The organism is Cobetia sp. AM6, from assembly GCF_009617955.1.
GTDB lineage: Bacteria > Pseudomonadota > Gammaproteobacteria > Pseudomonadales > Halomonadaceae > Cobetia > Cobetia amphilecti.
In genome coordinates, this window is the sequence record NZ_AP021868.1 from 1959399 (window position 1) to 1985887 (window position 26489).

At 62.2% G+C, this 26489-nt stretch carries 23 protein-coding genes; 13 read left to right on the top strand and 10 right to left on the bottom strand.

What is annotated here, in order from left to right; translation table 11 throughout:
- Positions 1–183: 183 nt before the first annotated feature.
- The 4 genes from CLAM6_RS08370 to CLAM6_RS08385 all read left to right on the top strand — a co-directional run bounded on the left by CLAM6_RS08370 (position 184) and on the right by CLAM6_RS08385 (position 6871).
- Entirely contained in the window at positions 184–3273 is a 3090-nt protein-coding gene (locus CLAM6_RS08370) for a bifunctional acetate--CoA ligase family protein/GNAT family N-acetyltransferase (RefSeq protein ID WP_242007788.1), read from the top strand.
- A gap of 461 nt (positions 3274–3734) precedes the next feature.
- Entirely contained in the window at positions 3735–4943 is a 1209-nt protein-coding gene (locus tag CLAM6_RS08375; protein WP_153635732.1) for a quaternary amine ABC transporter ATP-binding protein, read from the top strand.
- Positions 4940–5797, top strand: coding sequence for an ABC transporter permease (locus CLAM6_RS08380; RefSeq protein WP_043333557.1), 858 nt, complete (start codon positions 4940–4942; stop codon positions 5795–5797). The genes CLAM6_RS08375 and CLAM6_RS08380 overlap by 4 nt, the downstream gene beginning before the upstream one ends.
- A gap of 153 nt (positions 5798–5950) precedes the next feature.
- A complete protein-coding gene (locus CLAM6_RS08385) occupies positions 5951–6871 on the top strand; it encodes a glycine betaine ABC transporter substrate-binding protein (RefSeq protein WP_225348063.1) in 921 nt (306 codons plus the stop codon).
- A gap of 170 nt (positions 6872–7041) precedes the next feature.
- Here the strand turns inward: CLAM6_RS08385 and CLAM6_RS08390 are convergent, their stop codons facing one another.
- From CLAM6_RS08390 to CLAM6_RS08410, 5 genes are all read right to left on the bottom strand, one after another.
- Positions 7042–7713, bottom strand: a complete 672-nt coding sequence (locus tag CLAM6_RS08390) for an RluA family pseudouridine synthase (RefSeq protein WP_153635733.1) — start codon at positions 7711–7713, stop codon at positions 7042–7044.
- Between the two features lie 84 nt (positions 7714–7797).
- A complete protein-coding gene (locus tag CLAM6_RS08395; RefSeq protein WP_153635734.1) occupies positions 7798–8325 on the bottom strand; it encodes a hypothetical protein in 528 nt (175 codons plus the stop codon).
- 333 nt (positions 8326–8658) lie between these two features.
- Positions 8659–9309 (bottom strand): pyridoxamine 5'-phosphate oxidase, encoded by a 651-nt coding sequence (gene pdxH, locus CLAM6_RS08400; protein WP_043333565.1) that lies wholly within the window; start codon positions 9307–9309, stop codon positions 8659–8661.
- Positions 9310–9379: 70 nt separating this feature from the next.
- Entirely contained in the window at positions 9380–9754 is a 375-nt protein-coding gene (locus CLAM6_RS08405; RefSeq protein WP_153635735.1) for a branched-chain amino acid transporter permease, read from the bottom strand.
- Positions 9751–10641, bottom strand: a complete 891-nt coding sequence (locus tag CLAM6_RS08410) for an AzlC family ABC transporter permease (RefSeq protein WP_153635736.1) — start codon at positions 10639–10641, stop codon at positions 9751–9753. The genes CLAM6_RS08405 and CLAM6_RS08410 overlap by 4 nt, the downstream gene beginning before the upstream one ends.
- Positions 10642–10980: 339 nt before the next feature.
- On the opposite strand from CLAM6_RS08410, the gene CLAM6_RS08415 reads away from it, so the two are divergent.
- Complete coding sequence (locus CLAM6_RS08415) at positions 10981–11739, top strand: cytochrome b/b6 domain-containing protein (protein WP_153635737.1); 759 nt, start codon at positions 10981–10983, stop codon at positions 11737–11739.
- A gap of 136 nt (positions 11740–11875) precedes the next feature.
- Here CLAM6_RS08415 and CLAM6_RS08420 read toward each other — a convergent pair whose 3' ends face one another.
- From CLAM6_RS08420 to CLAM6_RS08435, 4 genes are all read right to left on the bottom strand, one after another.
- A complete protein-coding gene (locus CLAM6_RS08420) occupies positions 11876–12364 on the bottom strand; it encodes a c-type cytochrome (protein WP_172978663.1) in 489 nt (162 codons plus the stop codon).
- A 284-nt stretch (positions 12365–12648) separates the two neighbouring features.
- Positions 12649–13056 carry a DUF2069 domain-containing protein gene (locus CLAM6_RS08425; protein ID WP_153635739.1) on the bottom strand — a complete coding sequence of 136 codons (408 nt, stop codon included), beginning with the start codon at positions 13054–13056 and terminating at the stop codon, positions 12649–12651.
- The gene (wrbA, locus tag CLAM6_RS08430; protein WP_153635740.1) at positions 13057–13689 is read right to left on the bottom strand and encodes an NAD(P)H:quinone oxidoreductase; all 633 of its coding nucleotides are present in this window, start codon (positions 13687–13689) and stop codon (positions 13057–13059) included. It abuts the gene before it with no gap.
- A gap of 76 nt (positions 13690–13765) precedes the next feature.
- Positions 13766–14125, bottom strand: coding sequence for an arsenate reductase family protein (locus tag CLAM6_RS08435; protein ID WP_043333573.1), 360 nt, complete (start codon positions 14123–14125; stop codon positions 13766–13768).
- Positions 14126–14230: 105 nt separating this feature from the next.
- Here CLAM6_RS08435 and CLAM6_RS08440 point away from each other — a divergent pair, with 105 nt between their 5' ends.
- The 6 genes from CLAM6_RS08440 (at position 14231) to smrA (ending at position 20724) form a co-directional block, all read left to right on the top strand.
- Entirely contained in the window at positions 14231–15514 is a 1284-nt protein-coding gene (locus CLAM6_RS08440) for a YihY family inner membrane protein (protein WP_172978664.1), read from the top strand.
- Between the two features lie 544 nt (positions 15515–16058).
- On the top strand, positions 16059–17192 hold the full coding sequence (gene potA / locus CLAM6_RS08445) for a spermidine/putrescine ABC transporter ATP-binding protein PotA (protein ID WP_153635742.1): 1134 nt from the start codon (positions 16059–16061) through the stop codon (positions 17190–17192).
- Entirely contained in the window at positions 17189–18070 is an 882-nt protein-coding gene (potB, locus tag CLAM6_RS08450; protein ID WP_153635743.1) for a spermidine/putrescine ABC transporter permease PotB, read from the top strand. Before potA ends, potB begins: the two co-directional genes overlap by 4 nt.
- On the top strand, positions 18067–18849 hold the full coding sequence (gene potC / locus CLAM6_RS08455) for a spermidine/putrescine ABC transporter permease PotC (RefSeq protein ID WP_043333579.1): 783 nt from the start codon (positions 18067–18069) through the stop codon (positions 18847–18849). The genes potB and potC overlap by 4 nt, the downstream gene beginning before the upstream one ends.
- Before the next feature lies 1 nt (position 18850).
- Positions 18851–19927, top strand: a complete 1077-nt coding sequence (locus tag CLAM6_RS08460; protein ID WP_197738736.1) for an extracellular solute-binding protein — start codon at positions 18851–18853, stop codon at positions 19925–19927.
- A 155-nt stretch (positions 19928–20082) separates the two neighbouring features.
- A complete protein-coding gene (gene smrA, locus CLAM6_RS08465; RefSeq protein ID WP_225348067.1) occupies positions 20083–20724 on the top strand; it encodes a DNA endonuclease SmrA in 642 nt (213 codons plus the stop codon).
- A 149-nt stretch (positions 20725–20873) separates the two neighbouring features.
- On the opposite strand, the gene CLAM6_RS17810 is transcribed toward smrA, so the two are convergent.
- Positions 20874–21431, bottom strand: a complete 558-nt coding sequence (locus tag CLAM6_RS17810) for a hypothetical protein (RefSeq protein WP_153635744.1) — start codon at positions 21429–21431, stop codon at positions 20874–20876.
- A gap of 267 nt (positions 21432–21698) precedes the next feature.
- On the opposite strand from CLAM6_RS17810, the gene CLAM6_RS08475 reads away from it, so the two are divergent.
- The gene (locus CLAM6_RS08475) at positions 21699–23726 is read left to right on the top strand and encodes a BCCT family transporter (protein WP_153635745.1); all 2028 of its coding nucleotides are present in this window, start codon (positions 21699–21701) and stop codon (positions 23724–23726) included.
- Positions 23727–24227: 501 nt separating this feature from the next.
- Positions 24228–25961: a BCCT family transporter gene (locus CLAM6_RS08480; RefSeq protein WP_153635746.1), complete on the top strand. Its 1734-nt coding sequence runs from the start codon at positions 24228–24230 to the stop codon at positions 25959–25961.
- Positions 25962–26489: the final 528 nt, after the last annotated feature.

A 26489-nucleotide genomic window follows, 5' to 3' on the forward strand; every position in this document is an offset into this window, starting at 1 on the left:
GTGCGGGTCATAATGGTCTGCACCATGACGTAACAGTAAGAGTCGTCAATGGCATGAGCCAGTCGCCGATGGTCTACCTTGTTTCACGCATGAAGGGCGCGAGGATGGCTGTTCAGACCTGCGCTTTCGCGGCATGCTGCTCATATCGCGCTGACGAGGCGCAACCGCTGACAGGACAAGCCTATGGGAACGCGATTTCTGCGCAATTTCTTCGAGCCCGCCAGTATCGTGGTGATCGGCGCCTCGGAAAAGCCGCATTCACTGGGCGGGCAGGTACTGCGCAATCTGCTTGAAGGGGGCTTCAAGGGCGCCCTGACGGTGGTCAACCCCAAGGGATATGAGACGGTGCATGGCGTGGCGTGCGTCAAGCGGGTCAGTGAGCTAGAGCAGGTGCCGGACCTGGCCATTCTGTGCTCACCGCCGGATACCTTGCCGCGTGTGGTCGAGAAGCTGGGCCGGCGCGGCGTCAAGGCGGCGCTGCTGATTTCGGGAGGTGTCGCGCCGACACCTGTCAGCTCGCTGGCCCGCGTCACCGGCAAGGGGCTTGAGATGCTGTCACGCCGCGACGGGCTGAACTTCACTGCCCCGCGTCTGCCGGGCATTCACAGGTCCACTACGGGCAAGCCAGGCCCCGAACCCTCCGTCACCGAGGCGTCGTCTTTGGATGAGGCCGGCGAGCCTGCCGCGCCGAGCGCCGAGCGCTACCCGCGGATCGCCGACAGCACGGACGACGTGCTGGATGCCTCGCAGGCACGAGAGCCGGGTGTCGAAGTCCCGCGTATCCACCGTGATCAGGAAAGCCTCAACAGTCGGTTGCTCAAGGCCGCCCGAGGCAGTGGGATTCGCCTGCTCGGGCCGGAATGCATGGGCATCTGCGTGCCAAATCGGCACCTGAATGCCTCCTTCAGCGGGCAGCCAGTGGCCAAGGGCAAGGTCGCCTATCTCGGCCAGTCGGGGATGCTGGGCAATGCGATGATCGACTGGGCGGCAGGGCGCGGCATCGGCTTCTCGCATCTGGTGACCCTGGGCGACAGCGTCGATGTGATGCTGCCCGATCTGATCGACTATCTGAACCAGTACGGGCCGTCGCAGGCCTTGCTGTTGCACCTGGAGCGCATTCACGACCCGATGCACTTCATGACCGCGCTGCGCGAGGCGTCCCGCAATCGGCTGGTGCTGGCGATCAAGAGTGGCCGTACCCCGGAAGCCGACCTGTTCGGCACACATGTCACACGTGGCGTGCCCAATCGCGACCGGATCGTCGATGTTGCCCTCGCGCGTGCCGGGGTGGTGCGCGTCAATGACAGCGAAGACATGTTCGATGCGCTGGAGACGCTGAATCGCATGAAGCCGTTGCGCGGTGATCGGCTGGCGATCGTCTCCAATGGGTTGGGCCCGGCCTTGCTGGCCATCGACAAGCTGATGGCGGGTGGCGGCAAGCTGGCCGAGCTGAGCGAGGAGAGCCGCCAGGCGCTGCTCAAGGCCGAGCTGGATGTCAGCCTGCCGGGGCGCAATCCGGTGGATCTGGGCGGCAATGCCACGCCGGAAGATTTCCTGGCCGCGGTCAACATCGTGGCCAATGACCGTGGCGTGGACGCCGTGCTGGTCGTGCATGCGCCGACACGCCTTGCTCCCTCACGGGCAACGGCCGAGGCCCTGGTGGCGCATCGCAAGCAATTCCGACGCAACCTGCTGACCAGCTGGATGGGGCTCGAGCAGGCGCTTTCAGCCCGCCATGAATGCCATCTGGCCGGCATTCCGACCTATCTGTCGCCGGAGAAGGGCGTCAAGGCCTTCTTGCAGATGGTCGATTACCACCGTGTGCAGACACTGTTGCAGCAGACGCCGCCGAGCCTGGCCTTCTCGACCAGTGCCGAGATCCGCGCCCGCGCCCATGATCTGGTGCACAGTGCGCGGCGTGCCGGCCGTGAATGGTTGACCCACTCGGAAACGGCGCAGGTGCTCGATACCTACGGCATCGCGACCGCGCCCAGTCGCTATGTGCTCGACGCCGCCGAAGGCGCGCGCGCCATCGTCGAATTGCAGCGATCTGCCACGGATGACGACAAGCCTTCTCGCCAGGGCCCCTATGCGCTGCGCGTGGTGCATGAACACAACAGCCAGCCGTTCCGCTATCGCCGCTACCCACAGCGGCTGTCTTCCGGCGTGGTGCAGGACCTTTCCGGTCCGGAGGATATCGCGCTGGCGATTCGCCGCATCACCCAGAAGGTGGCGGAGGGCGATGCCGAGCGTGGCCGCGGTGACCACGAGCGCACGCGCATTCATGAGTTCTGCCTGCAGCCGATGCAGCGTGGCAAACACTCGCTGCAGTTGAGCGCAGGCATCACGCGCGATGACGAATTCGGCCCGGTGATCGTGTTCGGTATCGGCGGTTACAAGGTCAATGTGCTGGCGGACCGCCAGGTGGCCTTGCCGCCCCTCAACATGACACTGGCGCGTGAGCTGATCTCGCGCAGCCATGCCTCCCGCCTGATCGCCGAGCACTCGCCGGACCCGGAGCGCGATTTCGAGCGCGTCAGCACGCTGTTGATCAAGCTCTCACAGTTGGCATCGGATTTGCGTGACATAAGAGGGTTGGAAATCAATCCGTTGTTGCTCAATCGCGAGGAGGCCGTGGCAGTGGACTTCGCGCTGGATCTCGGCAAACCGGCCCGTTTCGCGATCATGCCGTATCCGGAGGAGCTGCGTGAATGGGTGTCGCTGGACAATGGCATGCACGTCGAGGTTCGCCCGATACGCGGCGAGGATGCGCCCTTGATCACGGCCTTCCATGCGCGGCTATCCGAGGAGAGCATTCGTTTCCGCTACTTCCACCACAAGGCGGCGCTGACTCAGCGAGATCTCGCGTTGCTCGCCCAGATCAATTACGACCGCCAGATGGCCTTCATCGCCGAGCGTGAAGTGGAAGCCCTGTCAGGTGAGTCGCCGCAGCGCGAGATGCTGGGGGTGGTGCGGGTATGGAATGACCCGGACAACATTCGCACCGAATTCTCCGTCATCATCCGTGATGACATGCAAGGCGAGGGGATCGGCAGTCTGCTGATGGAGAAGATGCTGCGCTATTGCCGCTCGCTGGGCACGCTGGAGATGGTCGGCAAGATCATGATCGACAACCACCCGATGCGCGCCCTGATGAAGCACCTCGGTTTCACCTGCCGCTACAACATGGAGGAGCAGGTCATCGATGCCAGCATCCGTCTCAACGAGCCAGTCAGTGATTGGCAGCGCCTGAGGCTGGAAGCCAAGGCCTGATGCGCCTTGATGGTGCAAGGGCCTGTTGATAGGCGTGTGCCTGGGCTTGTTGATAGGCGTGTGCGGGGGTTGTTCAAGGGCGCGTGCGCGGGCTTGCCAGGCGGTTCTCGGCAACACGCAATGCGTCAGGGAATGGAGAGCAATAGACCAATAACAACATGCAATGTCGTGATTCAGGGAGGTATCAGCAGAAGCGTCAAGGGCATACCACCTTGGTCGTATAAGCGTCTGTTCGTGTTTGAGCGCTTATCAATAAAACTGTATTGTAATTACAAATATAAGAATCCTTTATGGATAATGGCGCAGGGGATGACACAGTATTCTGTCAGCAGGTCGGCAAGCGATGCTTGCGGCCAGATTGCGCGATGTCAGCGGCAGGGCGAGCCATTCTCCCTGCCGGATTGAGTGCGTAATTGACAGAATCCGTGGATATTTCCTGCCCGCTGACGACAGGAAAGCCAATGACTGACACTCGCGACGTGAAGATTCGAGTGCGCAATCTGAGCAAGGTGTTCGGCAATCAGCCCGACAAGGCGCTCAAATTGCGTGATGAGGGCATGAAACGCCCCGAGATTCTCGAGAAGACTGGCCAGACGTTGGGGCTTTCCAACGTGGACTTTGATGTGATGGAAGGCGAGTTGCTGGTCATCATGGGGTTGTCCGGTTCCGGAAAATCGACCCTGATCCGCTGCCTGAACCGGTTGATCGAACCGACGGAGGGCGAGATCCTCATCGACGGCGATGATGTCGCCAAGCTGGATGACAAGTCGCTGCTGCGCTGTCGTCGCAAGCATTTCTCGATGGTGTTCCAGAATTTCGCGCTCTTCCCGCACCGCACCGTGCAGCAGAATGCCGAGTTCGGGCTTGAGGTGCGCGGCGAGGAGAAGGAAGTCTGTTATCAGCGCGGTCGCGATGCGCTCAAGCAGGTCGGCCTTGATGGCTGGGAAGATGCCTACCCCAGCCAGCTCTCCGGCGGCATGCAACAACGTGTCGGCCTGGCGCGAGCGCTGGCCAACGACTCCACGGTGCTGTTGATGGATGAGGCCTTCTCGGCGCTTGATCCCCTGATCCGCAAGGACATGCAGCAGGAATTGCTGGCGCTGCAACACAAGATGAAGAAGACCACCATCTTCATCACCCACGATCTTGATGAAGCCCTCTCCATCGGCGACCGCATCATCCTGCTCAAGGATGGCGAGATCGTGCAGATCGGCTCCCCCGAAAGCATCCTCACTTCCCCGGCCAATGATTATGTGGCGCGCTTCGTCGAAGGCGTCGACATGTCGCGCATCCTCACTGCCCGCTCGGCGATGACCGATGTCCATGCCACCGCACGCGATGATGATGGCCCGCGCACGGCGCTGCGCAAGATGGGCGACAACGGCCTCGATAGCCTGTTCGTGGTGCGTCGTGATCGCACTGTGCTCGGGATCATCACCGCCGAGGATACCGAACGTGCCGTGCGCGAGAATCTCACCGATCTCTCGAGCATCATCCACTCCGATTGCTGTCAGGTCTCGCCGGAAGAACCGCTGCACAACCTGTTCGCGATGTTTGCCGGTCATCACCATCCGCTGGCGGTGGTCGATGAGCAATCCCGCCTGTTGGGCGTGGTGATCAAAGGGTCCGTACTCGCGGAACTGGCGGAAGCAGGGGAGGCACACGCATGAGCGACGCAACCGGTTTTACCATCCCGAAGATAGAGCTGGGTGACTGGATCGAGACGGGGCTTGATTACCTGACGACCAACTACTCCAGCATCACGCGCGGCATCTCCAAGTTCACCGAGACCGGCATCGACGTCCTGAACGATGCGCTGATGTGGCTGCCCGAGTGGGCGCTGATCGCCCTGGTGACGCTGCTGTGCTGGCGGCTGGCCGGCACGCGCCTGGCCATCGGTTCCGTACTGGGGCTGGGACTGATCTGGAACCTGGATCTGTGGGACCCGATGATCGAATCGCTGACCCTGGTGGTGATCGCCACCCTGGTCGCCGTGGTCATCGCGGTACCGCTGGGGATACTGGCGGCACTCTCTGACCGCTTCTACAAGGTCATCATGCCGGTGCTGGATTTCATGCAGACGATGCCGGCCTTCGTCTACCTGATCCCGGCGATTCCCTTCTTCGGCATCGGCTCGGTCTCCGCCATCTTCGCCACCGTGATCTTCTCGATGCCGCCAGCGATTCGCTTCACCACGCTGGGCATTCGTCAGGTGCCCAATGACCTGATCGAAGCCGCCGATGCCTTCGGCGCCACCCGCAGCCAGAAGCTCTTCAAGCTGCAGCTGCCGCTTTCCCTGCCCACCGTGATGGCCGGCATCAACCAGACCATCATGCTGGCACTGTCGATGGTGGTGATCGCGGCCATGATCGGCGCCGATGGCCTGGGGAATGAGGTCTGGAAAGCCATCCAGCGCCTGCGTCCGGGAGATGGTTTCGAAGCGGGCATCGCGGTGGTCATCCTGGCCATGCTGCTCGACCGCCTGACCCAGACCTTCAGCAAGGAAAAGAAGCCCCGTTCATGAGGGGATTCACCAGCGGCCTCCGTGTATTGCCTGGCCCATGCGGAGGCCGCCTCGAGCACTTCCATACCCGACTCAACGTTTGGCCGTCGACACACGTTTTTCGACAGACGTGCTTCGATAAACAATGAGTAAATTCGAATAAAGGGGAAAATGATGAACAAGCAAGATGCCTCCCACACTACCTTGAACGTCACCGCGAAGATGAATGCCGCCACCAAGGCATTGCTGCTCGGCGCTGTCATGTCCTCCTCACTGGCCGGGGCAAGCGCCGTGTATGCCGCCGGTGACAAGGGCGATGTGACGCTGGCCTACGTCGAATGGTCCTCTGAAGTCGCCTCCACCAATGTGGTCAAGGCGGTGCTCGAATCACAGGGCTACAACGTCGAACTCAAGGCGCTGTCTGCGGCGGCGATGTTCCAGGCAGTCGCCTTCGGCGATGCCGACGGCATGGTCGGTGCGTGGCTCCCCACCACCCACGAAGACTACATGGCCAAGATCGCCGACAAGGTCGACGACCTGGGCGTCAACCTCGAAGGCACCAAGCTCGGGCTGGTCGTGCCGTCCTACAGCAAGCTCGAGACCATCGACGACATCAAGACCCACGCCGAGGATATCGATGAGCGCATCGTCGGCATCGAGCCGGGCGCAGGTCTGACGCGTCTGACCGAGCAGGTGCTGGAGGACTACGATCTCGAGGACATCGACCTGACCACCGGCAGCGGTGCGACCATGACCGCCGCGCTGAGCAATGCGATCAAGGGTGAGCGTGAGATCGTCGTCACCGGCTGGACGCCGCATTGGATGTTCGCCCGCTGGGACCTCAAGTATCTGGATGACCCGAAGGGCGTCTACGGCGGTGCCGAGGAGATTCACACCCTGGCGCGCAAGGGGCTCGAGGAAGACATGCCGGAGGTCTACGCGATTCTCGACAACTTCGCCTGGACCCCGGCTGACATGGGCGAAGTGATGCTCAACAACCAAGAAGACGACGCTGACCCCTACGAAACCGCCAAGGCGTGGGTGGAAAGCCATCAGGATATCGTCAAGGAATGGCTGCCGGCCGCGGCTGAGTGATGCCTGACGCATGACTCGCTGAGTCATGAATGACGAAACGCCCCCACAGGGTCTCCTGTGGGGGCGTTTCGTTGTGTGCCTGCAAATGACGCGTCGCTCACCCCGGGCGAGCGGGAGCGGAATGGCTCAGAACGGACTGGCTTAGCCTGACCTGATCAGAACGGGCGGGCTCAGAAAGGACAGGGACTGCGCACTTCCATGCGCTCACCACTCACCGGGTGATCGAAGCTGATCATCTCGGCATGCAGCATCAGGCGCTCGGCCATGAAGAAGGCCTCATCCGTCGCATAGAGGTCGCAGCCCAGGATCGGGTGGCCGATCTGCTGGCTATGGATGCGCAACTGATGCGTGCGACCTGACACCGGCGTGAACTCGACTCGCGTGCGCGCCGGATTCTCCAGGCGCTCGATGACGCGGAAATCGCTGATGGCGGTCTTGCCGGTCTCGTGGCAGATCTTCTGCAGCGGGAACTGGTCGACGTCCTTGGCGATGGGCAGCGAGATGCGCCCGCTGTCCTCCTCCAGATGGCCATGCAGGATCGCGGTGTAGGACTTGCCGATGTTGCGGTCCTGAAACTGGTGGGTCAGGTTGCCGTTGGCCGGCTTGTTGAGCGCGACCAGCATGATGCCGGAGGTGCCGAAATCGAGCCGGTGCAGCAGCTTGGCGCTGGGGTATTCCTTGACCAGGCGATGATGCAGCGAATCCAGATTGAGCGGATGCTTGCCGGAAAGGCTGAGCAGGCCACTGGGCTTGTGGATCAGCAGGATGTCATCGTCGGCGTACAGCACCGCGTAGGTTTCGTGGCAGACGGGAACGATGAACGGGTCGGCTTGTGGCTGCATAAGGGCTCGTCAGTGACATCAAGGAGGGCGGGGCGAAACGGCAAGTGAGGCAATTGCTGGCGTGCTCTAGAGCGCTGGCGCGGTCTAGAGCGCGATATCCTGCCAATGATACTCGTACTCGTCGTCCTCACCATCCTCTGGCGCACGACCGATGAAGAGGCTGGCGGTGAAGGCGCGCACGAAGATCACCTGGCTGCCATCCAGTGCGGTCAGCAGCTCACCCTTCTTGAGCTTCTTGATCTTGCGCTTGCGTGCTGCGGCGGCATCACGCGCCGCGCGGGTGTCGGCGCGCCACTGGGCGGCAATCTCACCGGGCGCTGTCGACTGTTCGAGCAGCTCCTCGGGGCATTGCAGCGGAATGTCTGGCGTGCCTTCGTCACGGATATGGTATTCCCAGCGGCTGGGGTCACCATTCTTGGGAGCCTGCATCAGGTGCTGGCGAATGAAGGTATGGCCGTGAGGATGTTCCAGCACGGTATACAGCACATTGCCGACCACGGCGTGATCGACCAGCGAGATGCCATGACTGTCGGACGGCGTATAACCGGCCAGCAGACGGTCTACCAGTGTCTGACGTGCCACCTTGGGGGTGCCGCTGTCATCCCAGGCCATGAAGCCTCCAATCTGAGCGTGTCTGGCATCGCAGGCCATGTCGGATGCGCTATGAATGACGCAGGCTGACTGGCGTTCGAGAGGCCGAAAGGGCGGCCATTGTCCGGCTTGTGCCCGGCGAGGGCAAGCCGCTGAACGCGCGAATCTGCGCCGGCGGGGTCTCAAGGAATAGCGCAAGCGATAACACAAGCGGCAACCCGGCCGGCGCCCCGCACGGTAACCCGAACGGCAACGCAAGAGGCCCCGCATGAGCGGAGCCTCGAGAAGAGCGCCTGTTGTGGCGCAGACTGGCTATCGGCACAGACTGGCTAGCGGCAGAGACTGGCTAGCGGGTCAGGGTGCCAGCAGTTGCTTGTGCCATTCGCCGTCTTCCGTGTCCAGGCGCTGGTAGCGTACGCGATCGTGCAGGCGCGAGGGCTGCCCCTGCCAGAATTCGATCATTTCCGGCACTACGCGGTAGCCGCCCCAATGCTCCGGACGCGGCACTTCGGTGGTGGCATAGACCTGCTCGAAGCGACCCTGACGCTCGCTGAGCCATTCGCGATCGGGAATCTCGACACTCTGCTGCGAGACCCAGGCGCCCAGCTGGCTCTCCTTGGGGCGTGAGGCGAAGTACTGATCGGAGGTGGCATCCGCGACCTTCTCGACGCTGCCTTCGATACGCACCTGGCGCTCCAGCGCGGGCCACCAGAAGGTCAGCGCGGCGAAGGGCACATTGGCCAGCTCGCTGCCCTTGTGGCTCTGATAGTTGGTATAGAAGATGAAGCCTTCACTGTCGCAGCCCTTGAGCAGCACGATGCGCGCATGCGGCTTGCCCTGGCTGTCGACGGTGGAGAGCGTCATGACATTGGCGTCGTTGTCATCGGCGGACAGGGCGCTGGTCAACCACTCCTGAAACAGCTCGAAGGGTTCCAGCGGTGTGTTCGCAAGGCTCAGGCCATCACCGGAATAGGTTCTGCGCACATCGGCGATATCGCGGTTCATGGTGGGCTCCCTTGATGAATTGCTCATGTAATGACATGACTGTGACCGCTCACGTGCTGGATCGCAAGCCTCAGACACCGCCCAGCTGCAGCCACGCCATGTAAAGCCCGGTACCGACGGCAATCGAGAGCAGCGCATTGCGTCGCCACAGATGCAGTCCCGCCACGCAGAGGGCCGCGACCAGCATGCCGGCGCCCTCGGCGCTTACGAGCCAGCTTTGCCAGGCCGAGATGTGGTGCGCAGACTCTGACATGTCAGGCAGTTGCATGGCCGACAGCGAGACGATGATCAGCACGACCATGACGATGGCCGGCAGATAGCGGCCCATATGCAGAATCAGCGGATGGGCCGAATGGCGGGACAGGAACACGAAGGGCAGCGCGCGCGTGGCGAAGGTCGCGCCGGCTGACACGGCGATCAACAGCAAGGCCTGCAGGGTCGTCATGGGGTGGTGTGCTCCGAGGCTTGATTGTGTTCAGTCCGGCGCGCGCCAGACTTGCCGTGTGGGGGATGATCGTCACGCGGGGCAGGCGTGACGTGTGGCTGTTGTTTGCCACGCTGGTAATGATACTGCCCGAGCAGGAGGGCGCAGGCTGCCGCGATGCTGCCCAGCATCAGCTGATCTTCCGGCAGCAGCCACAGGCCCGCGAGCGTGACCAGCAGGCCGAGCATGAAGGGCCAGCGCTCGCGCAGGGCGAACCATTGTTCGATGCCCAGCACCACGAACAGCGCCGTCAACGCGAACTCGATGCCGCTGCTGTCAAAGCTGAGCTGTCCGGCTGCCAGACCCAGCAGCGTCCCCAGTACCCACCAGGATTGGTTGAGGAAGGTGATGCGCAACATCAGGCGCTGGTCATCACGGCGCGCCACGGGATCATCGCGTTCGCCGCTGCGTGGCAGGCTGGCCAGCAGCGAGTAGGTTTCATCGGTCAGCCCGAAGATGAGATAGAGCTTGCCAAGCCCCGCCGCGCGGAAGCGCTCCAGCAGCGACAGGCCGTAGAAGAGGTGGCGCGAATTGAGCAGCAGAGTGGCCACAAAGACCTCGGTGATGCCGGCGCCCGCACCGAGCAGCGCTACCGCCAGGAACTGGCCGGCCCCGGCCAGGATGACCAGTGACATCAAAAGGCCCAGCCAGGGGCTCAACGGCAGCTGGGTGAACAGCACGCCGAAGGCAGCGCCCAGCGGGATATAGCCGAACATCACCGGCAGGGTCTTGTTGAGTGCCTGTTGCCATAGGTGACGACTGCTGACTGGCTGCCGGGGAGGCGAGCCCGCACAGGTGGTGTCGTCCCGGGAGGCGTGCGAGGTACCGGCCGTGGAAGGCGATGACATGGCGAGAGTTCCGTTCTGCGCAGGCGGGGTGAAGACGGGCGACACATGCCGGGAGCCTTCAAGAGGCCGAGACCCGGTAAGCCGCAGGCAATCTACGCAGCATATAATGTCATCAAGCGTCAGGCGATGCTGCCAAGGTGGCAGCTGGCAGTGGAAAGTGCTGAATCAGCGCTTCATTGCTGATATTTCACATGTCTCATGGCGGCACGGCCGATTGATTTGCCGTGAGCCGCCAGACCGAGTCCACCTATACTGGCCTGTAGTCGCTCGTTGGCTGCCTATCGCTGCCTGATCACGTGTCGTGCCATCAAAGGTTCATTCGCTGAGGGAGTCATCAGGATGAGTTCGAACCGATTCCGCAAGTCCTCGTCTGAGACGGTGCTTCATGATCAGGGTGAGCCTTCGCCGCTGCGCAGTGTCGTGATCTGGGGGCTGGCCATCCGGCTGTTTCACCTGCTGCTGATCCTGGTGATCATCGGCATGTGGTACACCGCCGAGGTGGGCGCAGGACTCGATTTTCCGATGGTCTGGCACGCACGGTTGGGATATTGCGTGATCGGGCTGGTGGCGTTTCGCGTCATCTGGGGGCTGGTGGGCAGCGGGCATGCTCGCTTCAGCCGCTTCGTGGCGTCACCGCGCACGACCTGGCGCTACGCCGCTGACTTTCTGGCGGGACGCGCGCCACGCCATGCAGGCCACAATCCCCTGGGTGGCTGGATGACGCTGGCCATGTTGCTGGTGCTGGCGATTCAGGCCTCGAGCGGGCTGTTTCTCACCGATGATCTGCTGTTCGAAGGGCCCCTGCATGATCGGGTCCCAGCGAGTGTCGCCGAGGGGCTGGCCTGGGTGCATCACACCAATATCACGCTGCTGTGGGGGCTGATCGCCCTGCATCTGATGGCCATCGTCTGGCATGGCCTGCGCGGTGAGTGGCTGATCTGGGCGATGGTGCATGGCCGCAAGCATTTCAGGCGCGATGAATCGGTAGTGGATGAGGGCGAGCCAGTGCCACCTTTACGCCCACGCAGGAGGCTCGCGCTGGGGTTGGCGATCGGCATTGCCGTTCTGGTCATCTGGCAGGGGGCGCAGTTGCCGTAAGCTCTGCTCGCTTTCACTCATGCTTTCGCTATGACTTTTACTCTCACTTTCGCCCTCATGTATGCCAAGACGCAAAAGCGCCGCCACGAGCAATCTCATGGCGGCGCTTTTGCGTCTTGACGGAGCTTTGGCTATATCAGTCAGCGCGATACTGCTGATGACAGCCCTTGCAGGTCTTGGCTGTCTCGACGAACTGGCTGCGCAGGGCATCAAGGTCCTGACTGGCGGCGGCGTCAGCCAATGCCCGGCTCTGGGTCATCAGCGCCTCGGCACGCTTGTCGAAGCCTGCACGGTCGCTCTCTATCTTGCTCAGCGCGTCGGTATCACCGTCATAGGAACCGGCGATGAAGCCCTCCCATGGCATCTGAGCCAACAGCGCCAGTCGCTCGGCGCGGGTGCGAAACTCCTCGGCATCATAGTCCTGCTTGCCCTTGACCATCGCACCCATCGGACTGAACTGCCACGCCAGCGTCTGGAAGACTGCCTGGCGATACTGGATGGCATCTTCCGTCTTGTCAGCCAGTGCCGCTGGCGACGCCAACAGGCTGGCAAGCACCACGCCAGCCGCCAGCACGCCAGTGGTCAGGCGGTTGCGCGATACGCCCGCAGGGCGCGGAAAAGACAAGTGTGTTGTCAGGCCGATCATGGCAAAGCCTCGCTGTAATCAACTCGCAAAGCCGATACAGCATGGGCGGCTCGCGATGGTTGAGGAGACACGCTGGGAAAAGCAGTGGGTAGCGGCGGGGTAAGTGGCAAGCCGCCGTGGGAGGGCGCAAACCGATACCCGCCATTCTAGTCGGCTATTTTACGGCTATTCTAGTCGCCTATTTTAGTCGGCTATTCTAGCCGCCAATTTTAGTCGATTATGGCGCGACGAGAAGGGCGGGCAATGGAGAGGCCAGGGCTTGATCAGGCCTGCGGCTGACGCTTGAGGTTGCGCGAGCGGAAACGGGCGTAAGCCATGCTGGAAATGAACAGCCCCAGTGCCGCCAGTGCTTCCAGAACGCCGATGACGGCGTGGCCAGGCACACCGGCCAGCATCACGCCCTGCATGATGTAGAGCAGGCTGACGAAGGCCAGCCAGACATGGCCACGTGCCCGGCGGGTGAAGATGGCGGGCAGGAATAGTGCGATGGGCAGCAGGCGGATCAACAGCGGCAGCAGGCCGCTGTTCTCGCTCTGCGCCATTAGCTGAATGCCGCCGATCAGCAGCAGCAGGGCGACGGCCGCAAAACTTGCGATCACACCGCGACGGCTCTTGGCTTCGAGCGTGTCGAGGCCCTGCTCACGTTCCAGTCGTTCAAGCCAGGCGCGCATCTATTTCGTCTCCCTGAGAGGTTGCATGGCAAGGGCCAGGCGAGCGATACGCTTGCCTTGCGCCAGTGCCAGGCGCTGTTCGTTGTCATCGACATCGTTGTCGCCACGCTTGCCGCTGACGTGGGTCGTGCCGTAGGGCGTGCCGCCCTGGGTGGTCTCGAGCAACTCGGTGGCGCTGTAGGGCACACCGGCATACACCATGCCATGATGCAGCAGCGGGATCAGCATGGTGATCAGCGTGGTTTCCTGACCGCCATGCAGAGAGCTTGAGGCGCTGAAGGCGGTGGCAGGCTTGTCGATCAAGGCGCCGTTCATCCACAGCTCGCTGGTGGAGTCCAGGAAGTACTTGAGCGGCGCCGCCATGTTGCCGAAGCGGGTCGGACTGCCCAGCGCGAGGCCCGAACAGTGACGCAGGTCGTCCAGCTCGACGTACATGGCCCCGCTGTCGGGGATTTCCGGCTCGGTCTGCTCGCAGGTGGCCGAGATCTCGGGCACCTGGCGCAGGCGTGCCTCGACACCGCTGATGGACTCGATGCCGGCGGCGATCTGCTCGGCCAGCGTGCGGGTCGCACCATGGCGCGAGTAATAGAGGACGAGGACGTACGGCGTCGCGTCGGGGGGCGTTGCGGACATGAGCTTCCTCAGGTGGATGACAATCTATCGAAAGGGGCAAGCGGGGCTTGCGTGAGCACACTCTGTCATCAGGGGATCAGGCGTCGCTCAACAGCACCAGCACATCTTCGGGCGGGCGACCGATGACGGCACGGGTGCCATCATCGAGAATCGGCCGCTGCATCAATTTCGGCGTTGCGGCAATCGCGTCAAGGCGTTGCGCATCGCTGGGGTCTACAAGGCCCAGCGCCTTCCACTCGGCTTCGTTCTCGCGGGTCAGAGCCCGCGCCCCGCCTTCCACTCGGGCGGCCAGGGCCTCGAGCTGCTCACGATCGAGGGGGTCTTCCAGGTAGCGGACGGTCTCGAAGGCATCGCCCTCGAGGCGCGCGGTCAAGAGCGCCAGTGTTTCCCGTGACTTGGAGCAGCGTGGGTTATGGTAGAGTTTCAATATTGACATGACTGTCTCCGTTTCCGGACAGGTGATGGGTTTCACGCAAGCGCTACTGGCCATGGCCGGCGGTGGCGAATGAATCAGGAACGCATTGTAGAGGGGCGCACAAGAATGCCACAACTGCCAGGGATCTCGCGGGTCATGCCCTCCATCGGCGTCATCCTCAAGCTGGTATCACGTTTCAACTATCACGACGGCAAGAAGACCGCGTCGGCACTGACCTATACGACGCTGTTCGCCATCGTGCCCTTGATGACGGTCATCTATGCGATGTTCGCCGTCATTCCGAGTTTCGACGGCGTGGGCGATCAACTGCAGACCACGGTGTTCTCCCAGTTTCTGCCCTCGACCGGCGCCACGGTGCTCGAGTATCTCAACGAGTTCTCCGGTCAGGCGCGCAATCTGACCTCGGTGGGTCTGATCTTCCTGTTCGTGACCTCGGTGATGATGATGATCACCATCGAAGGCGCCTTCAATGCCATCTGGCAGGTGCCGGAAGGGCGCAAGGGACTGTCGAGCTTCCTGATGTACTGGGCCGTCCTGACGCTGGGGCCGCTGATGCTGGGCTCGGGCTTTCTGCTGTCGTCCTTTCTGACCTCGCTGTCCTTCTTCGACTCGGCCGCCGAGATGCTGGGCGGCAAGGCACTGTTGCTGCGTCTGTTGCCACCGCTGTTGAGCGCTGCGGCCTTCACCTTCATCTATGCCGCGGTGCCCAACTGCAAGGTTCGCCTGCGTGACGCCGCGGTCGGCGCGCTGACCACGGCGCTGGCGCTGGAGCTGGCCAAGGCGGGCTTCTCGCTCTACGTGACGCATTTCCCGTCCTATCAGGCCATCTACGGCGCCTTCGCGGCCGTTCCGCTCTTCCTGCTGTGGGTGTTCCTGTCCTGGTGCATCGTGCTGCTGGGGGCGGAAGTCGCGGCCTGGATGGGCGAGCGCTCCAATGCTGACTGGCATCGCTGGCCACCGTTCTGGCAGACCCTCGGTGCCGTGATGCTGCTCAAGGATGCCCATGAACGCGGTGAGCCGCTGTCCGATGATCGACTCACGGAAGTGCTGGGCAGTCGTTACCGTCGTGTGCTCAAGCCGCTGATCGCCGAGAACATCGCCAGCCAGACCCAGGATGGCCAATGGGTGCTCGGGCGTGATCTCAGTCATTACTCGCTGTGGGAGATGGCGCACGCCTTGCCGTGGGAACTGCCGGCCGGCGAGGCGGGCGAAGCGCCGCATCCGCGCCTGGAACCCCTGCGTGAGGCGCTGGCGCGTGCGCGTGCCGCCGAGAAGGAGCGCATGACCTGCGGTCTGGTCGAGGTGCTGCCCAGTGTCGGTGAGGTGGGTGATGAGGCCATGACTCAGGAGGAAAAAGACCCGCAAGATCCGCGACTTGCGACTTCCTGAGCGGCACAGGAACGTGATTGCAAGGTGACAGCCTGAAGCCGAATGGGCAGAATGCGCACCCTGTGCCGTCTGCTCATCCCGACGGGGGTTGAGGCGGATGCCGATGCCCCGATATCGAAAGCGATGACGGCAATGAAAAGGCCCGACACCTGTTCGGGCCTTTTCCTTTGTCTCTCGCACATCAACCGGAACCGCTCGCCTGCCTTGCCGCAATTCGGCCTGCACGCTGGAGAGCCAGGGTGAGGAGTGAGCGAGGTAAGGGTGAGGCGTGGTCGAGGCATGAATGAGACAGGTCAGCTGGCAGCGGCTCGCCGGGCAGACACGCAAGTGAAAGGTTGGCATGCCAGACTGGCGACGGCGCCTTTCCGCTGTCTGATGTGACCTTTGCGCGACCTGCGCGCCAGCGCCAAAGCGAGCGGCGAGAGCTGGCAGTCAGCCGGTGGCCAGGCACGATGGAATTGACGATGTGGCGTGCCAGTCCCTGGCGCGCCTGACATGCATGAGGGTGCCGTTCGCGACGCCCGCTGGAGGTGACAACCCGCCGATGAAAAGCTCTGCTCCTGAGAAGGCCCCGCTGGTCAAGCTGCGTGGCATTTCCAAGACCTTTGGTGATCGCAAGGTGTTGGACAGCCTTGACCTGGATTTGAACGATGGTGAGTTCGTCACGCTGCTGGGCCCGTCCGGTTGCGGCAAGACCACCGTGCTGAGAATGATCGCCGGCTTCGAATCGCCGGATAGCGGCACCATCACGCTCGAGTCGACGGCCTTGCATGAGCGTCCCGCTCACCAGCGCCCGGTCAATACCGTCTTCCAGAGCTATGCGCTGTTTCCGCACATGAACCTCTACGACAACGTGGCCTTCGGGCTGCGCATGGAAAAGGTCGCCAAGGCCGAGATTCATGAGCGGGTGCGCGAAGCGCTGGAGATGGTGCAACTGGCCCATCTGTCGGACCGCCGCCCGGACCAGCTCTCCGGCGGGCAGCAGCAGCGCATCGCGATTGCCCGCGCCGTGGTCAAGCGTCCCCGCGTCCTGCTGCTCGATGAGCCGCTCTCGGCGCTGGATTACAAGCTGCGCAAGCAGATGCAGAACGAGCTCAAGCGCCTGCAGCGTCGCCTAGGCATCACCTTCGTGTTCGTCACCCACGATCAGGAAGAGGCGCTGTCGATGTCCGATCGCGTGGTGGTGATGCGCGAAGGCGGTATCGAGCAGATCGGTACGCCGCGTGAGGTCTATGAATCGCCGAGCACGCTGTTCGTGGCGCGCTTCGTCGGTGAGATCAACCAGCTGGCGGCGCAGGTCGTGCGCCCCGCGGCGACGGCCGGGCGCATCGAGATCACGCTGCTCGGTCAGACGCTGGAACTCAGCAGCCATGGTCGCACCTATCAGGGCGGAGAGGCGGTGCAGGTGTTGCTGCGCCCGGAAGACATGCGACTCAAGGGCGCCGAGGACAGCGAAGGTTTCCCGGCGCGCGTCATCGAGCGCAACTACAAGGGCATGACCCTGGACACGGTGCTGGAGCTGGACAGCGGTCAGCAGTTGTTGGCCAGCGAGTTCTTCGACGAGGATGACCCTGACTTCGATTACCGCCTCGGCGAGCGCGTGCGCGTCAGCTGGGTACCGGACTGGGAGATCATCCTGCCCGATGATGAGCCGGCCGTGACGGGGGCGGGTGCATGAGTCTGGTGCGCAATCCCTTCAAGACCGCCACCCTGACCATCATCTGGGGCTGGCTGATCGTGCTGGTGCTGGCCCCGACGCTGCTGGTGGTGCTGGTCAGTCTGATGCCGGAAAACACCGGCCAGCTGCTGGGCGGTGAGCTGACGCTGAGCACGCTTTGGCAGGGCTTTCTGACCAACTATGGCCAGATGGTCAGTCCGGTGTATCTGAGCGTCTTCGGCCATTCGCTGTGGATCGGCCTGATCACGACGCTGATCTGTCTGCTGCTCGGCTATCCCTTCGCGTGGATGATCTCGCGGGCCAGCCCGCGCCTGCAGCCCTTGCTGCTGCTGTTGGTGATCATTCCGTTCTGGACCAACTCGCTGATCCGCATCTATGCCCTGCGCACGCTGATCGCGACACGCGGCCTGCTCAATGATGTGCTGATGAATCTCGGCCTGATCGATGCGCCGCTGCGTCTGCTGTATACCGAGGAGGCGGTGATCGTGGGGCTGGTCTACATGCTGCTGCCGTTCATGATCCTGCCGCTGTATGCCGTCTTCGAGCAGCTGAGCCGCCCGACGCTGGAGGCGGCCCGCGACCTTGGTGCCAATGGCCTGGCCACCTTCCGCCATATCGTGCTGCCGCTGACCATGCCGGGCATCATCGCGGGCGTGCTGCTGGTGTTCCTGCCGGCGATGGGCATGTTCTATGTCTCGGACCTGCTGGGCGGCTCGCGCCATCCGCTGATCGGCAACATCATCAAGGGCCAGTTCCTGGAGGCCAACAACTGGACCTTCGGCGCGGCGATCAGCGTGATGCTGACACTGGTGATGGCGTTCCTGCTGCTGGCCTATTACCGCAGCGTCAAGCTCTTCAAGCGTGAGGTGACCCTATGAAGGCGAGCGCCGCGCTGCGTTGGTTCAGCCGCTGTTACCTGACGCTGATCTTCACGCTGTTGTATGTGCCGATCCTGGTGTTGATCGGCATCTCGTTCAATGACTCACGCAATCCCTTCGTGTGGGGCGGCTTCAGCCTGCGCTGGTACGACAAGCTGCTGGGCAATGGCAATCTGATGGAGGCTGCGCTCAATACGCTGTGGCTCGGGGTGACGGCGGCGACGCTGGCGACCCTGATCGGCACGCTGACGGCCACCGCGCTTTATCGCTATCGCTTCCGCGGCAAGCCGCTGCTCAATGGCATGCTGTTCACGGTGATGATGATGCCGGACATCGTGATGGCGATCGCCTTCCTGGCGCTGTTCATTGCGTTGGGTATCCAGCTGGGCTATTTCTCGCTGCTGGTCTCGCACGCCACCTTCTGTCTGCCGTTCGTGGTGATCACTGTCTATTCCCGCCTGACGGGCATCAACCCGCAGTTGCTGGAAGCGGCGCGTGATCTCGGTGCCAGTGAAGCCCGCGCCGTCTGGCACGTGCTGGTACCGGCGCTGATGCCGGCGATCGCCTCCGGCTGGCTGCTGAGCTTCACCCTGTCGCTGGATGATGTGGTGATCTCGACCTTCGTCACCGGGCCGACCTTCGAGGTGCTGCCGCTGCGCATCTACTCGATGGTGCGACTGGGGCTCAAACCTGAAGTGAATGCATTGGCAACCCTGCTGTTGGGGCTGTCGCTCTGTCTGCTGTTGATTTCACAGTTGTTGCTCAAGGAGAAAAAATAACATGCAAGGTACCCGTTTCCCGCTGCGTGCCGCTGGCCTGATGGCTGCCGTCAGCCTGGCTTCCGTGGCCACATCCGCCCCCGTTCTGGCCGCGGATGACAGCGACAAGGTCCTTTACGTCTACAACTGGACCGAGTACATGCCCGATGAGGTCATCGAGCGCTTCGAAGAGCAGACCGGCATCGATGTCGTCTACTCCACCTTCGATTCCAACGAAGCGATGTACGCCAAGCTCAAGCTGCTGGACAGCGACAACAGCTACGACCTCGTCTTCCCGTCGACCTATTACATCGACAAGATGGCGCGTGAAGGTCTGCTGCAGAAGCTGGATGTCAGCAAGCTCGACCATTTCGAGGACCTCGACCCCAACCTGGTCGATCGTGACTTCGACAAGGGCAACCAGTACAGCGTGCCTTACATGTGGGGCAGCGCCGGTATCGGTTACAACCCGGACTATGTCGAAGAGGGCGCACTGACCAGCTGGAACGACCTGTGGAACGACAAGTATCGTGACAAGCTGCTGCTCTCCAACGACATGCGTGAAGTCTTCCATGTCGCACTGGCAAGCCTTGGCTTCAGTGGCAACACCACGGACCCGGACGAGATCAAGGCGGCCTACGAGAAGCTGACCCAGCTGATGCCCAACGTGCGTGCCTTCAACTCCGACGCGGCGCGCGTGCCCTTCATGCAGGGCGAGGTCGATGCCGGTCTGATCTGGAACGGTGAGGTCTATCAGGCGAACCAGGAAGGCGTGCCGGTCGAGTATGTCTATCCCAAGGAAGGCATCATCCTGTGGATGGACACCATGGCGATTCCGTCCAACGCGCGTCACGTCGATGCGGCCTATCAGTTCATCGATTACCTGATCAGCCCGGAAGTCAGCAAGGAAATCAGCGAGTACGTGGGTTACACCACGCCGAGCCTGGCGGCCAAGAACATGATGGACCCGGAAGTGCGTGACAACCCGGTGGTCTTCCCGACTCAGCAGGATCTCGCCCGCGGCGAATTCCAGACCGATGTCGGCGATGCGCTGTCGATCTATCAGAAGTACTGGGAGCAGCTCAAGACCGGGCATTGATCCGCCCTTTAGGCGTGATGACGCAAGAAATCACGTCAGCGACTTGAGCTGAACCGACGCCCCGAGGCATGCTCTGTCTCGGGGCGTCGTCGTTTGTCGACCTTGGCTGCGCGCTCCACGTAATTGACACGTCCTGGTGAAGACTGGAGGGTGCCATGTCACGTTTTTCCCCTGCAATGATGTCGGCGGCGCATGCCCGTGAGTTGAGCAGTGCCGAGGCGGATGATCTGTTCAGTCGTGAGATGCAAGGCGTTGCTCCCCTGACGCGCGGCAAGGACCGCGCCGATGTCACCACGGCCCGCAAGGGCCCCAGCGAGGCTCAGCTGGCACGGCGTGAAGACGCGCAGAAGACCCTGGGCAATGAGCTGGACGGGCTGTCCGACAGCTACGTGGAGCATCTCTCGCCGCATGACCCGGTCGAGTTTCGCCGTGATGGCATCCAGACCGGTGTGCTGGAGCGCTTGCGCCAGGGCGGCTACCCACCCGAGGCGCAGCTCAATCTGATGCGTCGTCCGCTCATCGAGTGTCGCCGTGAGGTGCACCGCTTCATCCAGGATGCCTGGCGCAGCGAGTTGCGCTGCCTGCTGGTGATTCATGGCAAGGGGCGTGACAGCGAATCGCATGCCGCCTTGATTCGTGCCTACCTGGTGCACTGGCTGGAGCAGATGCCCGAGGTGCAGGCCTGGAGCAGTGCCACGCCGCGCCACGGTGGGCTGGGGGCGACGCTGGTGATGTTGCGCAAATCCCGCGCGGCGCGTGACACCAACCGCGAACGGCATCAGAAGCGGCGCGGCTGATCGCCACGAGCAGCAAATCCCGCAAGCAGTCAAATCCCGCAAGCAGTCAAATCAGACAGCAGAAAGCCGACAATGGACACAAGAAAGCCCCGCCAGGCCGCGATCATCGCGAGCTGGCGGGGCTTTTTCATGCTCATGGCTCAAGCAGACTATTGCACGCTGTAACCGCGACCGGTGAAGCAGGCACTCAGCGCGCGGCGATAGGTGTCTGCGTTGCTGGCGGTCACGGGCGGCGCCGCGGAATTGGCTTCGGCGCCACTCTGCTGATTGGCCCAGCGATGGCACTCATAGCGATCACGCGCTTGCTGGTCTTCGCTCTGGCCCTTGGTGGGGTAGGCGATGACATCGACTGCCGCGGCCGTGAGTGTCGCCTGAGCGGGGGCCTGGACGGGCAGATACTGCTGCTGACTCTCTTCCCACAGGTAATAGGTGCCTGCCGCCAGGAAATACAGCGTAGCGCCCACCCAGACACCGCGCGCCCCGGCGGGCAGGCCATGACCGTGCCCAGGGCCACCCGGTGCCCAGCGAATCAGCCGACCGGGCTCACCATGCCCGATCACGATGTCGGGGCCTATGTAGCCCGGCCCATCGAAGCGCCCATGCCCCGGGCCCGCCATGGCGGACGTGGTCGGCAGGGCACTCAACAGGGCGAGAGACAGCGCGAGCGCGCGCAGGGGGGCCTTGCCGGAATGACGATTGCGACTCATGCGTTAACTCCTGTGTGACCAGCATGGCATTTGAGTGTGCCGATGACGTTGGGTGCCAGCGTGCAAGCATCAAGAAAACAAATGGCATCCTGCGCCATGTGTACGCCGAGAAGTTGGACGGTAGTTGGACAAGACATTGGTCATGTAGGCATCAGGTGATATTATCCGCGCGCAATCTGATCATGTTTTTTCATTATAGTGTTGTTTGCCAGCAGGGCGCCGAGACAGCTCACGGCGTCTCTCCCGGACACTCACAAGGAAATCTCCATGCGCAATACCCCTGCAGCGGGCGGTGGCGAAGATGCCAGTGCCGAGCCGCGCACCGGCTTGTTTGCCAAGGTCAACCCGCCGGTCTTCTTCGGCGCGAATGCCATCATCCTGTTATTGGTGATCTTCACCGCGGTGTTCTCGGATACGGCCATGTCCGTGTTCGAGTCGGTCCAGCATTGGATCACCAACACCGTGAGCTGGTTCTACATCCTGTGCGTGGCCATCGTGCTGATCTCGGTGGTGTATGTCGGCTTCTCACGCCATGGCGAGATTCGCCTGGGGCCGGACCACTCACTGCCGGACTACAGCAACGTCACCTGGTTCGCGATGCTGTTCTCGGCGGGCATGGGCATCGGTCTGATGTTCTTCGGCGTGGCCGAGCCGGTGATGCACTTCCTCAACCCGCCGACAGGCACCCCGGAGCAGGTCGAGACCGCACGTGAAGCGATGAAGCTGACCTTCTTCCACTGGGGGCTGCATGCCTGGTCGATCTACGCCATCGTCGCGCTGATTCTGGCCTACTTCAGCTATCGCCATGACCTGCCGCTGACGCTGCGCAGTGCCTTGTATCCTCTGATCGGCAAGCGCATCTACGGTCCGATCGGCCATGCGGTGGACATCTTCGCCATCGTCGGCACTGTCTGTGGTGTCGCCACCACGCTGGGCTACGGTGTGGCACAGGTCAATGCCGGGCTCTCGCACCTGACCGGCATGCCGAACAACGACTGGACCCAGGTCGCGATCATCGTCGTGATCACCGGCCTTGCCACCATCTCGGTCGTGACCGGCCTGGACAAGGGCATCCGTATCCTGTCCGAGATCAACCTCGGCCTCGCCGTGGTGCTGTTGCTGTTCGTGCTGCTGCTCGGCCCGACCGCCTTCCTGCTCAAGGCCTTCGTCCAGAATTCCGGCTTCTACATGGCCGATATCGTCGGCAAGACCTTCGAACTCTACGCCTACGAACCCAATGACTGGATCGGTGGCTGGACGCTGCTCTACTGGGGTTGGTGGATGTCCTGGTCTCCGTTCGTCGGCATGTTCATCGCGCGTGTCTCGCGTGGCCGTACCATCCGGGAATTCGTGATCGGCGTGCTGTTCGTGCCGGCCGGTTTCACCCTGCTGTGGATGACCATCTTCGGCAACACCGCCATCTCGATGATTCTGGAGCAGAACGTCACGGCGCTGGTCGATACCGTCAACGACAACTATTCGCTGGCCCTGTTCACCTTCCTCGAGCAGCTGCCGCTGTCGTCCATCACCTCGGTGATCGCGCTGGTGATGGTCATCGTGTTCTTCGTCACCTCGGCGGATTCCGGCTCGATGGTGGTCGACATGCTGGCCTCCGGTGGTCGTGAAGACACCCCGATCTGGCAGCGTATCTACTGGGCCTTCGCGGTGGGTCTTTTGGCCATCGTGCTGATGCTGGCCGGTGGGCTGGGGGCGCTGCAGACCGCCACCATCGCCACCGCCTTGCCGTTCGGCATGATTCTGCTGGCCGCGATCTTCGGCTTGCTGCGTCAGCTCAATCTCGAGTCCGTCAAGCGCCGCTCGCTGTCGGTGAACACCGCAGCCGCGACGCCGATGGGCGAGAAGGGCAACTGGCGCAAGCGTGCCCAGCACCTGATGAGCTTCCCGACGCGCGCCATGGTACGTGGCTTCCTGCGCGGCACTGTCGCGGAAGGCATGCAGGAGCTGGCCGAAGAGCTGCGTAGCCAGGGACTGGAAGTCGACGTCACCATCAGCCGTGATCGCGTCTACTTCAATGCACGCCATGGTGAGGAAGATGACTTCATCTACGGCGTGCGCATTCGCTCTCACCTGCGTCCGGACCTCAATCTGGATCAGGAAGACGAGGGGGATGAAGAGGACTACTGTCGTGCCGAGGTCTTCCTCAAGGAAGGCGGTCAGTCCTATGACCTGATGGGCTACAGCAAGGACCAGGTCATCAATGATCTGCTCGAGCAGTACGAGCGTCATATGCACTACCTGCACCAGCTGCGTCTGAGCCAGTCCGTCGGTCAATGATCCGAGCGGGCAGTCAGTGACGCTTCACGCGTCGCCATGACGCAAGAGCCCCTTGTGGAGAGATCCGCCGGGGGCTTTTGTCTGTCTGGATGAGGTTCCCTGAAGGATGCGGCCTGGATAGGACCTCTGTCGAAAGACGCCAGAATGTGAGGCCTCTTTTTCTCGGCTCGGGCATTAGCGCTGCTTATCCAGACGGCGTCGAGATCTTATTGGTCTCGCAAGCGGGGGGCCTATAGCATGGACTCTCCCCACAAAGTCGCATATCGGCTGGGGTCAGATGACATGCCGTGGCGTTGTCGTCTGCCAAGGTTCCCGCCCATGTCTGGCCGAAGGTGAACGCGATCTGCCCGCAATGTCCCCATGACGACTGAGATTCCTTGAGCCCCGGCATCCGCAGTCATGAACAACGATACCGCTGTCATGAACAACGATACCGCTGTCACGAACGACGATAGCGGCATCATGAAAAATGATAATAAAAACCCGTCACGAGGTAGAAACATGTTGAAAGGAAAGGAACTGGATGCACTCATCGAGCAGCGAGGTGTCCTGAAGGGACTCAACTCGACGCTCGGTATCACCGCGATCACCATGACCGTGTTCTTCATTCTCTATGCGATTCTGTTGGGCAAGACGGCCAGCGATCAGTTTCTGGGCATCAAGGCCTGGATAGAGAGCACCCTGGGCTGGTACTACGTGCTGGTGATGTTCTCGACCTTCGTGGTCTGTCTTTACGTGATGTGTTCGCGTGTCGGCAAGATTCGGCTGGGGCGTGACGATGAGCGTCCCGAGTTCAGCAATTTTGCCTGGTTCTCGATGCTGTTCGGCTGCGGGACCGGCGCGGGCATGCTGTTCTTCTCGATGTCCGAGCCCATGATCCATTTCGCGAGTGACTGGAGCGGCGGCAATCCGTTTCTGAGTGCTGACGTCAAGGCGGCCGTTGCCGCCTTCTTCGAGGCCAAGCAGGCCGCCCTGGCGAGTGGTCTCATGCCGGGGGACGAAGGCTTCCCGGTGCCTGACAGCCGCGTCGCGGAAGCGGCCGCCGGGGGCATCAAGCTCACCGTCTTCCACTGGGGCACGATCGCCTGGGCCATGTATGCCATCGTCGGGCTGTCACTGGCTTATTTCGCCTTCCGCAAGGGCCTGCCGCTCTCGATGCGCTCGGCCCTCTATCCGCTGATCGGCAACCGGATCTACGGGCCCATCGGGCACACCGTCGATATCCTGACCGTGTTCGGTACCATTTTCGGCATCGCCACCACGCTCGGTCTGGGCGTCGAGCAGATCGGCTCCGGCCTGATGTCACTGGGCCTCATCGAAGAGAAGTCGCGCATGGTGACCGTGGTCTCCATCGTGTTGATCAGCGTCATCGCTACCCTGTCAGCGACCAGCGGCGTTGCACGCGGCATCAAGCTGCTTTCCACCTTTAATACCTGGGTCTGCCTCGGCATCCTGGCCTACTTCCTGCTGGTGAGCGACGCCAACTATCTGATTGCGAGCTCCATCACCGCGCTCGGGAATTACCTCACCGATGGCGTCTCGATGACACTGTGGACGGCGCGCACGCCGGACGAGCAAGTGTGGCAGGGCGGTTGGACCATCTTCTACTGGGGCTGGTGGATCGCCTGGGCCGGTTTCGTCGGCATGTTCATTGCCCGCATCTCGCGCGGCCGGACCATCCGTGAATTCATTCTCGGGGTGATGGTCATCCCTTCCATCGTGGCGCTGGTCTGGTTCGGCGTCATCGGCTCGGCGGGGATCTATCAGTCCCTGTACGGGGCCGACATGGGCATCTACACGGCTGCGGTCACCAACTGGGACTACGCCGGCACCCTCTACCACTCGTTCGAGGTGCTCACTCCCGGCATCGCCGCGACCGTGGCCAAGGTGGCCGCGCTGGTCGTGGTGATCATCTTCTTCGTCACGTCTGCGGATTCCGGCACCCTGGTGCTGGGACGCCTGCTGGCCTTCGGTCGTCGCCCCCCGGTTCAGCAACGCATCATCTGGGGCATGATGCTGGGCGCCGTGACCTTGATCCTGCTGTTGCTGGGGGGCGATCAGGCGCTCAAGTCCCTGCAGGCGGCCTCGATCGCCGGCGCCTTGCCGTTCACCTTCGTGCTGATCGCCATGATGATCGGACTGTTGAAATCGCTGCGCGAGGATGGCGAATCGATGATCGAGAACGAGGAGCATATCCGCAAGATGATCGAGAACGAGGTCCGCGACCTCTCCTGAGTTGCCGTTTGCCAGATGTATGCGCCTGACGCATGCGTTCGGTGTGCAAGACATGAGGCCTCTGCCCCCCGGCAGGGGCCTCGTTGTTTCTCGCTTTCGGGTCAGGGCTGTTTACCTCCTTGGGCTCAGGGCTGTTTCCCTTCTTGGGCTCAGGGCTGTTTCCCTTCTTGGGCTCAGGGCTGTTTCCCTGCTCCAGAGCAGGCCTGCGCATGTCACCAAGGTCGCAAGGTAATATCAAACGTACGTATGTTCCAATGCTGACAGGTCCATCGATTTCGCCAACGGCGCGCAGCATCGGTTTGCGGCTATGCTGTCGACAGTGAAGGGCCCACAGGCTGATACCCACCCGACGGAGTCCCGACAGCGCCTCACCACGCATCTCACCACGATGTCTTACGACCTAGTCTCACGACGACGTCTTGCAACGAGGTCTTACAACGACGTCTACAACAACAAGGTAGCGGGGGCAGTGATGCCGAGCGCCCCACGTACTGATCAAGGAGCAACGCCATGCATGATCCCCTAGCG